This window comes from Actinomyces sp. 594 (genome assembly GCF_019325145.1).
Taxonomy (GTDB): Bacteria; Actinomycetota; Actinomycetes; order Actinomycetales; family Actinomycetaceae; genus Actinomyces.
Genome location: NZ_PIZC01000013.1, coordinates 9354 through 20764 on the forward strand (window position 1 = coordinate 9354; position 11411 = coordinate 20764).

The following is an 11411-nucleotide window of genomic DNA, read 5'->3' on the forward strand; positions in this document are numbered from 1 at the left end:
CAACTCTCATCTCCCAATCCAACCAGTCAGTGAGGTCCGTATGGATGCCGCAGCGCTGCTTCACTCCGAAATACGCGAGCTGGTCCGCCGTCGCGGCATCGACCCGCTGACGGACACTCCTGCCCTGGAGGCGCTAGTCGCCGAGGCGAGTGCCGATTACGTGGCGCGCGCCGACGCCGGCCTGGTCCCGCCCCTGCCGGATCCCGAGGCCGCAGGTGCGCGCGCCGTCGATGCGCTGGCCGGCCTCGGCCCGTTGCAGCGTTACCTCGATGATGACACGGTGGAGGAGGTGTGGTGCAACGCCCCCGGGCGCGTATTCGTCGCCCGCTCGGGCCGCCCGGAACTGACCACCACCCTGCTGGAGGACGAGGAGCTGCGTGTCCTGGTGGAGCGGATGCTGCGGTCCTCCGGCCGCCGCCTGGACCTGGCCAGCCCCTTCGTGGATGCCCAGCTACCCGGGGGCGAACGGCTACACGTGGCGATTCCACCCATAACTTCCCAGCACTGGGCGGTCAACATCCGCAAGCACACCTCCCGCGCGGCACGCACCAGTGACCTGGTGCGCATGGGCTCGCTGACCGAACACGCTGCCGCCTTCCTGGACGCTTCCGTACAGGCCGGGCTCAACATCCTCGTCTCCGGCGCCACCCAGGCAGGCAAGACCACCATGGTGCGGGCGCTGGCCGGCTCCATCCCCGCCGGGCAACGGGTAATCACCTGCGAAGAGGTTTTTGAGCTGGCGCTACGCAACCGCGACTGTGTGGCCATGCAGACCCGCGCACCCAACCTGGAGGGCGTGGGGGAGATCAGCCTGCGGCGGCTGGTGAAGGAGGCGCTGCGCATGCGCCCCGACAGGCTGCTGATAGGCGAGGTGCGAGAGGCGGAGGCTCTGGACCTGCTGATCGCAATGAACTCGGGATTGCCATCCATGTCCACACTGCATGCCAACTCCGCCCGGGAGGCGGTTGTCAAGATCTGCACCCTACCGCTACTGGCGGGAGAGAACGTTTCCGCAGGTTTTGTGGTTCCCACCGTCGCCTCCGCCGTCGACCTAGTGGTCCACCTGGACCTGGGCGCCGACGGGCACCGCCAGGTGCGGGAGATCGCCGCCCTGTCAGGCCGAGTGGAGAACGGCACCATCGAGATGTCTGAGGTATTCCAGCGCGACGCCGCAGGTCGGCTCGTGCGCGGACCGGGAATGCCCCCGGCCGCGGAACGCTACACCCGCGCGGGCCACGATCTGGCCGCGCTGCTGACCGAGGACACCCCGTACACCCGTCCGACCGGGCACCCGGCGGCCGTGATTCCGGGGGAGTGGTCCTGATGGGTGCCGTGGCCGGGCTGTTGGGTGGTATCGGCATGGTCCTGGTTTGGCTCGCCCTGACAACCGAGCCGCCCAAGTGGCGTTCCGAACGGCAGCGGCACCTGGCCGACCTGCTGGTCCAGGCGGGCGTCGGCCGCACCAGCCCCGCCCTGTTCATCGTCGGCAGCCTCGTCCTGGGGGTGATGGTGACCCTGCTGTTCCTCGGTGTGTCCCGCGCCTGGCCCATAGCGGCGGCCTTCGGCACCATCGCCGCGAGCGCGCCCCTGCTGATCGTCTCCTCCCGCGCCCGCACCCGCCGCACCAATCTGCGCGAGGTATGGCCGGAAGCGGTGGACACGCTGGTCTCGGGGGTGCGCGCCGGCATGAGCCTGCCCGAGGCACTGACCAATCTAGGTGAGCGCGGCCCCGAGGCCATCCGGGAGGAGTTTCGCGCCTTCGGCGTCGACTACGCCACCAGCGCCCGCTTCGATCAGTCCCTGGACCGGCTCAAGGCCCGCTTCGCCGACCCCGTGGCCGACCGCATTGTTGAGGCCCTGCGCCTGGCCCACGAGGTCGGCGGAACTGACTTGACTGCGCTGCTCAGTGCATTGTCACGGATGCTGCGTGAGGACATGCGTACTCGCGGCGAGCTGGAGGCGCGCCAGTCCTGGACCGTCAACGGGGCGCGGGTCGCCGTGGCGGCACCCTGGATCGTGCTGGCCATGCTGTCGACCCGTCCGCAGGCCGCGGCCGCCTACGCCACCGGCACGGGCGCCCTCGTCCTAGCCGTGGGCGGGGCGGCGACCCTGGTCGCTTACAGGCTCATGCTTTGGCTCGGGAGACTGCCCGAGGAAGATCGGGTGCTGCGATGAGCCCAACCCTCGCCGGCGCGCTGACCGGCCTGCTCGCCGCCTGCGGAATACTCATGGTTGCCGACGCCGTGCGCCGTCGCCGCCCCGGCCTGATCAGTCGGCTGGAGCCCTATGTCCATCCGCGTCCCAGCACGTCACGGCTACTGGCCTCCGCCTCACCGACCGCCGATGGGCAAACCATCAGCGGCGTACTGCTGGACATGGTCACCCGGTTGGGCGGGGTACTCGAGGCGATCGGTTCCTCCGCCGAGTCGGTGCGGCGTCGGCTGGCCCGCTCCGGCACCGGGCTGAGTTATGAGGAGCTGCGCATCCAGCAGTTGTTGTGGGCAGTAGCGGGCCTAGCCATTGCCACCGGAGGCGGACTGGTGCTCTCATTGGCCTGGCGCGTCAACGTGCCCGTGCTGATCGTCGGTGTGCTGCTCGCGGCCGTAGGCGGCGCAGCGGCACGCGACTGGTGGCTCACTCGTGCGGTGGAGAGGCGCCGCAGCCGCATCGAGTCCCAGCTTCCCGACGTTGTGGAGCTGCTCGCGCTCGTCGTCGGCGCCGGCCAGGGGCCCGTCGCCGCAATCGAGCGGTTGGTGCACATTGGCCGTGGGGAGCTCGTCGAGGAACTAGAACTCACCCTTGCCGACGTTAACTCCGGAACGGTACTCACCACGGCACTGGCCCACCTGGAGGACCGGGTCGACTCCCTGCACGTCACCCGCCTGTCGGAGGCCATCGCCGTCGCCCTGGAACGCGGTACCCCGCTGGCTGACGTGCTGCGCGCACAGGCAGCCGATGCCCGCGAGGCCTCGCGCCGCTCCCTCATGGAGGAGGGCGGGCGCCGCGAGATCGCGCAGATGGTCCCCGTTGTCTTCCTGATCCTGCCCATCACGGTCGTATTCGCTCTGTTCCCGGGGCTGTTCGTGCTGCGGATCGGCCTATGACCCGCCTGCGTCTACCCGCCCGCAGCTGCAGCAGCACCCGCCTCAGCAAGTCTCAGATCACTCATAACCACTCATGAATAAGGAGAATCCCATGCACACCCTCAACCGCTTGAGCATCCGCCTGAAAGCCGCTCTCGGCCGCATGGCCGACGAGCGCGGTGACGTCCCCGGCTGGGTGCTGGTAACCCTGATGACCGCGGGCCTGGTGGTAGCCCTTTGGGCGGTAGCCGGCCCAGCACTCACCCAGGTCTTCAATGACGCCATTGCCAAGGTCACCGGTGCCATCTGAGCCGCATACGCCGGTTGGTGCCCTGGGGCGGTCCCGGGCCAGCAGCCTCCGGATGCTCCGCGCACGTGAGAGGACCGGTGAGCAGGGGGCGGCCGTCGTTGATTTTGTGCTCGTCGGTATCCTGGTGATTGCCGTGTCAGTAGCGCTGCTACAGCTCGCCCTCGGTCTGCATGTGCGTAACGTGCTGACCGACGCCGCTGGCGAGGGAGCCCGACGTGCCGCCCTCGTCGGCGGTACCACGGCCGAGGCGGACGCGCGCGTACGCGCCCTGGCCGATGCCGCCCTCGCGGATGGCTACGTGCAGGAGGTCGCCGTCTCCAGGACCACCGCCAACGGGCTCTCCGTCGTGCAGGTGGAGGTGGTCGCGCCATTGCCGGTGCTCGGCCTGCTGGGTCCCGGCGGGACGCTGCACGTTACCGGGCACGCCGTCGACGAGGCGGCGCTGGCAGGCGTGGAGGGGGAGGAGCCGTGAGCTGTTCGGCGATCGGTCGGCGCCGTGCCGGCCACAACGGCAACCGGGGGCAACCGCCCCCGCGGCAGAGTATTTACGCGCGCGTGCTGCGTGGTAGGGACCCGGAGGCGGGCAACGCGCCGGTGGAGTTCATTGGCTGGACCGTGCTGCTGGTGGTGCCGGTGGTTTACCTGCTGGTCGCCCTCGCGCAGGTTCAGGCGGCGTCCTTCGCGGTGGCTTCGGCTGCCGACGCCGCCAGCCGGATCCTGGAGGTGGAGCCAGGAGATGCGGCCGTTGCCCACGCCCGTACCGCAGTGGAGCTGGCCCTGTCAGACCAGGGCGTCGACGCTGATCCTGCGACTGCGATGACTGTCGTCTGCGCTGATGCCGCATGCAGCGCCGCCGTGGTGCGAGTCCAGGCGGGCGTGGACCTGCCACTGCTGGGAACAGCGGGGCTGGGACGCAATGTGGTCGTCATGGATGCGGCACGGTCCGTTACCCTCGCCGGGACGGAAGGCCAGCCGTGACTGTCGGCATGGGGCTGCGGGAATGCGGGGCAGCCGCATGGGCGCGGCGGTCGGCTGGGTGCCTGCGTCGGTGGCTCGCTCGGGTGCGGGCAGTTTCAGCTGTCGAGGATGGGCAGACGCTGCTGCTGGGGATCGGGCTGATCACCGTGGTTTTGGCGCTGGTTCTCACCCTCGCCTCCGCCAGCGCCGTCTACCTGGACCTGAAGACGCTGACGGCCCTGGCTGACTCGGCCGCAGCGGCGGCGGCCGACGCCGTCGAGGAGGACTCCTACTTCGATGGTGCCAGTACTGGGACCGGTCCCGGCGTGCTATCCGATGCCAGCGTGCAGGCTGCCGCGGTCGCGGATCTGGAGACTCAGCCCGTCGACCTGGCCGACCTGCGGATCGCAGCGGCATCCAGCCCGGATGGTGCCACCGCAGTGGTCACCTTGACGGCGCACTCGCAGCCGCCCTTCCTGCCCTGGGGCGTGATACCTGCAGCGGGGTTCACTATCACCGCTACCGGCAGCGCCCGCGCCACCACTGGAATGTGAAACGGTGCGGTAGGCAGCTAGGCAGCTAGGCAATACGGCGGACAGTGGCTGCCGGGCGGATGACGTGTACGGCATGCTCCGCTATGAGCCCTTCGCCGTGCCCGGGTCTGTTCTAGACTCGGCCCCGTGGCCACAGACTTCCCCGCCGAGATCGAGCAGCTCCGACACACCTACGCATCCGTCGTCGCCGTGACGGATCCTGAGGCGCTGCGTGAGCGTATCGCCGAGCTGTCCGAGCAGGCCGCCGCCCCCAACCTTTGGGACGACGCCGACGCCGCCCAGGCGGTCACCTCCGCTCTGTCGCACGCGCAGGCCGATCTCAAGCGCGTGCAGGCGCTGGGAGGGCGTATCGACGACCTGGAGACCATGGTGGAGATGGCGGGGGAGGAGTCCGGGGCGGACGCCGCGGAGCTGCTTGCCGAGGCCGAGCAGGACCTGGCCGGGGTGCGTAAGGACCTGTCCGACCTGGAGATCCGCACCCTGCTGTCCGGCGAGTACGACCAGCGCGACGCCGTGGTCACCATCCGCTCCGGTGCGGGCGGTGTCGATGCCGCGGACTTCGCCGAGATGCTTCTGCGCATGTACACCCGCTGGGCCGAGCGGCACGACTACCAGGTCAAGGTGCTCAATACCTCCTACGCCGAGGAGGCGGGGCTGAAGTCCGTCACCTTCGAGGTGCATGCCCCCTACGCCTACGGCACGCTAAGCGTGGAGGGTGGAACTCACCGCCTGGTGCGCATCAGCCCCTTTGACAACCAGGGACGCCGCCAGACCTCCTTCGCTGCCGTGGAAGTGATCCCGTTGATCGAGTCCACCGACCACATCGACATCCCCGAGACGGACATCCGCGTAGACGTCTTCCGCTCCTCCGGGCCCGGCGGCCAGTCCGTGAACACTACTGACTCCGCCGTGCGCATCACCCACCTGCCCACGGGGCTGGTGGTGTCCATGCAGGATGAGAAGTCCCAGATCCAGAACCGTGCCGCCGCCATGCGCGTGCTCCAGTCGCGCCTGCTGCTGCTCAAGCAGCAGGAGGAGGACGCCAGGAAGAAGGAGCTGGCGGGCGACGTCAAGGCCTCCTGGGGCGACCAGATGCGCTCCTACGTGCTCAACCCCTACCAGATGGTCAAGGACCTGCGCACCAGCTACGAGGTCGGCAACCCCGACTCCGTGTTCGACGGCGACATCGACGGCTTCATCGACGCCGGCATCCGCTGGCGCAAGCAGCAGGAGCAGGCCGCAGAGTAAATCCGCACGGGTTTCCGGCCCGTTCGTGCTGAGCGGAGCGGCCCGGTCAGCGGTAAACGTCGCGGCGGTGTCCGAGTGTGACCACAACGACGACGAGTCGGCCGTCGTCGATCGTGTAGATGATGCTGTATCTGCCCGAATCTCCCACGCGTACCCGCCAGGCGGGACGGCCTTTGAGAAGGCGGCATCCGGGAGGGCGCGGGTCGGTGGCAAGCAGGGCGATCGCCCCCTGGATCCGGCGTTGATCCCGCTTGTCGATGCGACGCAGGGCTTTGAGCGCCGCGGGGCGCACCTCAATCTCGTAGCGCATGGGTGGGCGTTTGCCTAGTCGAGCCCGAGGTCGGCCTTGACCTCATCCCAGGGAATGTTGGGGCCTTCCTCGCTCATCGCCGCGTCGTAGGCGGCGATGTCCTCCTGGTCCTCGAGTGCCTCAAGCATGCGTTCATAGGCCGCTGGGCTGATGAGAACGGCTTCGGTCCGGCCCCGCTTGGTCAGGAAGACGGCGCCTTCGCGGGCATCGTCCACAATCGCCGGGAGCTCTGCACGGGCGCGGGACATGGTGACGACAGTCATGCTTCAATGTACATCTCGCTCGATGAAATGTACATAGAGGTTGTCGGCTCTTCGGGACTGATGTGCGTTGGGCGTGCGGATGAGTCTTAGCGTGATGCAAGAGACGGTGCGTAGTTCGAGGATGTCGTCCGAGACGTGGGAGGTAGCAGCACTGACGTCGACGTCCGGGGCGGTCACGCCCGTGCGCGCCAAGCAGACACGCCCCGGCCCACGAGAGTCCTCAGGCGTATGAGGCAGTGATCCGCCTGGACGCGGCGTCGACGGTGAGTGCGCCGCCGTGGGGGAGGATCCACTGGGGCCGGGTGTGCCCGAATGGGATTCCAGTGCACACCGGTGCCGCTGTGTTGTAGTGCCTGATGACCTCAAGCGCACTCTGAGCCTGTTCACGGCGATATCGAGCGCGTGCCTCCGCGTCGCTGGGTGTCTGAAAACTGGATGCGGGCGGTCGCGCCAGCAGGATGGCTGCTGCGGCTTCAAGCACTCCTCGTTCCCCCAAGGAGCGCAGCATGCCCGCCACCAGTTCCCGACTCGGCAGTAGTTCGGAGGTCTCTAGCATCAGCACACAGCCATCGAGGGCACTGGCATCGGCCTGGATGCGCCCTGCGGCAAGCCCAAGCACCAGCATCTCCAAGCAACCGCCCCAGCCGGGCCCACTGACTACCGTGGCCGGCCCGTCCCACAGCCATGAATCGGTCCGCTCACGGGCCCCGTATTCGGTCAGCGCTCGCGGGTCGGCCCAGTCCTTGCCGAAGTCTTCCGAGTATCCCGGCTCGGTGATCTCCAGTGACTCACCCGTCAACAGTGCGGCGCGCAGCGAGGCGCGGTGAATGGCGTCCACATCTGGCCCGGGCCCCAGGTGAACCTGGGTGGCGCCGCCGTGGAAGCTGCACACACCGTGCGACCACAGCCAGTGGTGAAGGTTGGTGTTGTCGCTGTAACCGAGTACCGGCTTGGGGTCGCGCAGGAGCGGCTCGGCATCGAGGAGTGGCAGGACCGTCATCTCGTCGTCGCCGCCCGCGGTGGCGATGATTGCGCGGATGCTCGGATCGGCGAAGGCGGCATTCAGATCGTCGGCGCGTTCGCGCGCCGTCGCTCCGAGACGGCGGGTAGTGGGGAACTCCACCGGCACTAGGCCGGTTATGGCGCGAAGCCGCTCCAACGCCTGCTCATGAACGGCGGGCCCGATCGCGGGCGCGGCCAGCGACGGCGACAGCACCGCGATCTTGTCGCCCGCTTCGGCCTTCCGGGGCTGAGTCAACGAATCCATGCCTTTGAACCATACGCTGACGGGTACAGGATGGTAAAGGGTCTTGGGGAGTACCCGTACAGATCCCTGAATCCGTGGCGTGTCGGCCCTGGTTAACGGTGCTGGCTCTGGTGTCTGTTACCCGCGCCACTTAACGTGATCGATATGAGCGCACGCGAGATCATCGGGGCACGAGTCAAAACAGATGCGGAGTCGGAGGCGCGTGCCAGGCGGCCGGGTATGCGCGGCGCCGTGCTGCGGGTAGCGATTGCCATCGCGGTTACGCTGCTTAGCGCCACGGTGCCGGTGCTCGTCATGGCCATACCGGGAGTAGGGAGGCTGCTGGACGGAAAGATCTTCGGCTGGGGGACGGCGGGACTACTGGTGGTCTGCCTGGCCGCCCTCGCAATCATGTCCACGGCGACCCTCTGCGCGTTCATATGCACTCGGCTGCTGATCACCCGCTTGGACCATGCGAGTCCCGTCTGCCTGGCAATGCGCCCGAGCCCGCGTGCACTGGCCTGGTGCGTCGGCATGATCGCCGTCGCCTTTGCGGTTATGCCGATGGCCGGGGCCGTAGACGAAGCGCTCGGCATCGCCCGGAAGGAGCCTGTCATGCCGGGTGACACGTGGTGGTCAGCGATCCTGATTCAGGTTGCCCTGGGGTTCTTATTGCAGGGGATCCCCGAAGAACTGGTGTGGCGGGGATGGCTGTTCCGCTCTCTGGGCTCCACCCGGGTGGCGGCCGTTGTGACGGTTCTTGCCTTCACCGTCATGCATCTGGTCTCCCAAGGGGGTCAGGAGGGATGGGGTGAGCGTGTCATCTACCTGGCCATGCCATTCGGCTTCGGGGCTGCCGCTATGGCGGCCCGCTGGGTCTCAGGCTCGACCTGGGCGGCCGTGGGCGCGCACGGTGGATTCCACCTGTCCAACCTATTGGCGGTGAGCACCGGCGTCCCGGTGGACGAGCCGGTCACCTGGGTTGTCATAGGCTGCTTGTGGCTCGTTGCTGGAGTGGTTGTGGTGCTGCTTCACAAGATGCGCACCCGCCGGCCCCGCACATCTGCCCGGAGCATCTACGGCGTCAGTCAACCACGACACCCCTGAGCCGGAAGCGCCGTAAGCGTGCTGCGTTAACGCGGGATACCGGCTCATTGGGCTCGTGGGTGTGCTGGGCGGGTTGTGTGGGTATTCGCAGCGGCGTGGAGGTGAGTGCATGGCGTCACGGGCTTGCGCCGTCGTCGTCGGCCCGCCGCTCCCGTAGGCTGGGAGGTGGTGCGCGCCGACGACGTGAGCCGCACCCCGGCGCGGCCGGGGGAGCGTCGTCGTCGGGGCACGAGCGAATCCGAGCAACCCCTTTCGAAAGGCGTATCAGACCTGTGGCTGAATTCATCTACCAGATGATCAAGGCGCGCAAGGCGCACGGTGACAAGGTCATCCTGGATGATGTCACCATGGCTTTCCTCCCGGGAGCCAAGATCGGCATGGTCGGCCCCAACGGCGCCGGCAAGTCCTCGATCCTGAAGATCATGGCTGGCATCGACCAGCCTTCCAACGGCGAGGCCCGGCTGTCGCCGGGCTACAGCGTCGGCATCCTGCTGCAGGAGCCGCCGCTGAACGAGGAAAAGACCGTGCTTGGCAACGTTGAGGAGGGTGTGGCCGAGCTCAAGGGCAAGCTTGACCGGTTCAACGAGATCTCCGCCGCCATGGCCGATCCCGACGCCGACTTCGACACCCTCATGGCGGAGATGGGCACCCTGCAGGACCAGCTCGACGCCGCAAACGCATGGGACCTGGACTCCCAGCTGGAGCAGGCCATGGACGCCCTGCGCTGCCCACCGCCGGACGCCGAGGTCAAGAACCTCTCCGGTGGTGAGCGCCGCCGGGTGGCCCTGTGCAAGCTGCTGCTGGAGGCACCCGACCTGCTACTGCTGGATGAGCCCACCAACCACCTCGACGCCGAGTCCGTCCTTTGGCTCGAGCAGCACCTGAAGACCTACAAGGGTGCTGTAATCGCCGTCACCCACGACCGGTACTTCCTGGACCACGTGGCCGAGTGGATCGCCGAGGTCGACCGCGGTCACCTCTACCCCTACGAGGGCAACTACTCCACCTACCTGGAGACCAAGGAGAAGCGCCTGGAGATCCAGGGCAAGAAGGACGCCAAGCTTGCCAAGCGTCTGAAGGACGAGCTGGAGTGGGTGCGCTCCTCCGCGCGCGGGCGCCAGGCCAAGTCCAAGGCACGTCTGGCCCGCTACGAGGAGATGGCCGCGGAGGCCGAGCGCACCCGCAAGCTCGACTTCGAGGAGATCCAGATCCCGCCGGGCCCGCGTCTGGGCAACCAGGTTCTGGAGGCCACCAACATCAAGAAGGGCTTCGACGGCCGCACCCTCATCGACAACCTGTCCTTCACGCTGCCGCGCAACGGCATCGTCGGCATCGTGGGTCCGAACGGGGTCGGTAAGACCACCCTGTTCAAGACGATCGTGGGCCTGGAGCCGCTCGACGGCGGGGAGCTCACGATCGGCAAGACGGTCAAGCTGTCGTACGTGGACCAGAACCGTGCCGGCATCGACCCGAAGAAGACTCTGTGGGAGGTTGTCTCTGACGGGCTGGACTATATTCAGGTCGGCCAGGTGGAGATGCCCTCACGTGCCTACGTGGCCTCCTTCGGTTTCAAGGGCGCAGACCAGCAGAAGCCGGCCGGTGTGCTGTCCGGCGGTGAGCGCAACCGCCTGAACCTTGCGCTCACCCTGAAGCAGGGAGGAAACCTGATCCTACTGGACGAGCCCACCAACGACCTCGACGTTGAGACGCTGTCCTCCCTGGAGAACGCGCTGCTGAACTTCGCGGGCTGCTCGGTGGTCATCACCCACGACCGCTGGTTCCTGGACCGCGTGGCCACGCACATCCTGGCCTGGGAGGGCACGGAGGAGAATCCGGCCTCCTGGTACTGGTTCGAGGGGAACTTCGCCTCCTACGAGGAGAACAAGGTTCAGCGCCTGGGCGCCGAGGCCGCCCGCCCCCACCGCGTCACCTATAGGAAGCTCACGCGCGACTGAGCCGAGCCAAGCCGAGCTTGCTCGAGCTTGCGAGGCGATGGAGTCGCGTTGGTCCCGTAGGGTGAACACGCGCGACTGAGCCGAGCCAAGCCGAGCTTGCTCGAGCTTGCGAGGCGATGGAGTCGCGGTGCAGGCCGCAGCGCGAACATCTGGCCTGCCCCCGGCCGTCTATTGCGACACTTTGTGCCCTGTTACGACGTTTTGCACCCTGGTGTGCGACGTTTCGCTGCACACCAGGGTGCAAAGGTTCGTAGTAGACGCTCGTGAGGGAGGAAGGGGAGGGGAAGATGACCTGAGTCCGTCTCCGCCTTCCCGCATACCTTGGCGTCGACAACCCGACAAAACGGGTGGGGCCACGGATCGAATCGATCCGTGGCC

13 protein-coding genes are annotated in these 11411 nt (G+C 67.5%); 10 read left to right on the forward strand and 3 right to left on the reverse strand.

Annotated elements, in window-relative coordinates; genetic code table 11:
• The first annotated feature begins 40 nt into the window (after positions 1 to 40).
• The 8 genes from GZ998_RS01690 to prfB all read left to right on the forward strand — a co-directional run bounded on the left by GZ998_RS01690 (position 41) and on the right by prfB (position 6152).
• The gene (locus GZ998_RS01690; RefSeq protein WP_162679238.1) at positions 41 to 1324 is read left to right on the forward strand and encodes a CpaF family protein; all 1284 of its coding nucleotides are present in this window, start codon (positions 41 to 43) and stop codon (positions 1322 to 1324) included.
• Positions 1324 to 2175, forward strand: coding sequence for a type II secretion system F family protein (locus GZ998_RS01695; protein WP_162679237.1), 852 nt, complete (start codon positions 1324 to 1326; stop codon positions 2173 to 2175). Before GZ998_RS01690 ends, GZ998_RS01695 begins: the two co-directional genes overlap by 1 nt.
• Positions 2172 to 3104 (forward strand): type II secretion system F family protein, encoded by a 933-nt coding sequence (locus GZ998_RS01700; protein ID WP_161923726.1) that lies wholly within the window; start codon positions 2172 to 2174, stop codon positions 3102 to 3104. Before GZ998_RS01695 ends, GZ998_RS01700 begins: the two co-directional genes overlap by 4 nt.
• A gap of 91 nt (positions 3105 to 3195) precedes the next feature.
• Complete coding sequence (locus tag GZ998_RS01705) at positions 3196 to 3393, forward strand: hypothetical protein (protein ID WP_161923727.1); 198 nt, start codon at positions 3196 to 3198, stop codon at positions 3391 to 3393.
• Positions 3394 to 3445: 52 nt separating this feature from the next.
• On the forward strand, positions 3446 to 3865 hold the full coding sequence (locus tag GZ998_RS01710) for a TadE/TadG family type IV pilus assembly protein (protein WP_161923728.1): 420 nt from the start codon (positions 3446 to 3448) through the stop codon (positions 3863 to 3865).
• Positions 3862 to 4371 (forward strand): peptidase T4, encoded by a 510-nt coding sequence (locus tag GZ998_RS01715; RefSeq protein WP_308807133.1) that lies wholly within the window; start codon positions 3862 to 3864, stop codon positions 4369 to 4371. The genes GZ998_RS01710 and GZ998_RS01715 overlap by 4 nt, the downstream gene beginning before the upstream one ends.
• Before the next feature lie 8 nt (positions 4372 to 4379).
• Complete coding sequence (locus tag GZ998_RS01720) at positions 4380 to 4904, forward strand: glycosyltransferase (protein ID WP_238994302.1); 525 nt, start codon at positions 4380 to 4382, stop codon at positions 4902 to 4904.
• A 126-nt stretch (positions 4905 to 5030) separates the two neighbouring features.
• The gene (prfB, locus tag GZ998_RS01725) at positions 5031 to 6152 is read left to right on the forward strand and encodes a peptide chain release factor 2 (protein ID WP_161923729.1); all 1122 of its coding nucleotides are present in this window, start codon (positions 5031 to 5033) and stop codon (positions 6150 to 6152) included.
• Between the two features lie 46 nt (positions 6153 to 6198).
• Here the strand turns inward: prfB and GZ998_RS01730 are convergent, their stop codons facing one another.
• The 3 genes from GZ998_RS01730 to GZ998_RS01740 form a co-directional block, all read right to left on the reverse strand.
• A complete protein-coding gene (locus tag GZ998_RS01730; protein WP_161923730.1) occupies positions 6199 to 6462 on the reverse strand; it encodes a type II toxin-antitoxin system RelE/ParE family toxin in 264 nt (87 codons plus the stop codon).
• Between the two features lie 14 nt (positions 6463 to 6476).
• Positions 6477 to 6725, reverse strand: a complete 249-nt coding sequence (locus GZ998_RS01735; RefSeq protein ID WP_161923731.1) for a type II toxin-antitoxin system Phd/YefM family antitoxin — start codon at positions 6723 to 6725, stop codon at positions 6477 to 6479.
• Between the two features lie 220 nt (positions 6726 to 6945).
• Entirely contained in the window at positions 6946 to 7992 is a 1047-nt protein-coding gene (locus GZ998_RS01740; RefSeq protein ID WP_162679235.1) for a S66 peptidase family protein, read from the reverse strand.
• Positions 7993 to 8136: 144 nt separating this feature from the next.
• On the opposite strand from GZ998_RS01740, the gene GZ998_RS01745 reads away from it, so the two are divergent.
• Both GZ998_RS01745 and ettA read left to right on the forward strand, forming a co-directional pair.
• Entirely contained in the window at positions 8137 to 9078 is a 942-nt protein-coding gene (locus GZ998_RS01745) for a CPBP family intramembrane glutamic endopeptidase (RefSeq protein WP_219108587.1), read from the forward strand.
• Between the two features lie 272 nt (positions 9079 to 9350).
• Positions 9351 to 11033: an energy-dependent translational throttle protein EttA gene (ettA, locus tag GZ998_RS01750; RefSeq protein WP_161923733.1), complete on the forward strand. Its 1683-nt coding sequence runs from the start codon at positions 9351 to 9353 to the stop codon at positions 11031 to 11033.
• The last annotated feature ends 378 nt before the right edge of the window (positions 11034 to 11411 follow it).

Excerpts from the sequence above, each read along its gene's own strand:
- GZ998_RS01740 (WP_162679235.1), bottom strand. The coding sequence starts at position 7,992 with ATGGATTCGTTGACTCAGCCCCGGAAGGCCGAAGCGGGCGACAAGATC.
- GZ998_RS01710 (WP_161923728.1), top strand. The coding sequence starts at position 3,446 with ATGCTCCGCGCACGTGAGAGGACCGGTGAGCAGGGGGCGGCCGTCGTT.
- GZ998_RS01745 (WP_219108587.1), top strand. The coding sequence starts at position 8,137 with ATGAGCGCACGCGAGATCATCGGGGCACGAGTCAAAACAGATGCGGAG.
- GZ998_RS01730 (WP_161923730.1), bottom strand. The coding sequence starts at position 6,462 with ATGCGCTACGAGATTGAGGTGCGCCCCGCGGCGCTCAAAGCCCTGCGT.
- GZ998_RS01700 (WP_161923726.1), top strand. The coding sequence starts at position 2,172 with ATGAGCCCAACCCTCGCCGGCGCGCTGACCGGCCTGCTCGCCGCCTGC.
- GZ998_RS01735 (WP_161923731.1), bottom strand. The coding sequence starts at position 6,725 with ATGACTGTCGTCACCATGTCCCGCGCCCGTGCAGAGCTCCCGGCGATT.
- GZ998_RS01705 (WP_161923727.1), top strand. The coding sequence starts at position 3,196 with ATGCACACCCTCAACCGCTTGAGCATCCGCCTGAAAGCCGCTCTCGGC.
- GZ998_RS01720 (WP_238994302.1), top strand. The coding sequence starts at position 4,380 with ATGGGGCTGCGGGAATGCGGGGCAGCCGCATGGGCGCGGCGGTCGGCT.
- GZ998_RS01690 (WP_162679238.1), top strand. The coding sequence starts at position 41 with ATGGATGCCGCAGCGCTGCTTCACTCCGAAATACGCGAGCTGGTCCGC.
- GZ998_RS01695 (WP_162679237.1), top strand. The coding sequence starts at position 1,324 with ATGGGTGCCGTGGCCGGGCTGTTGGGTGGTATCGGCATGGTCCTGGTT.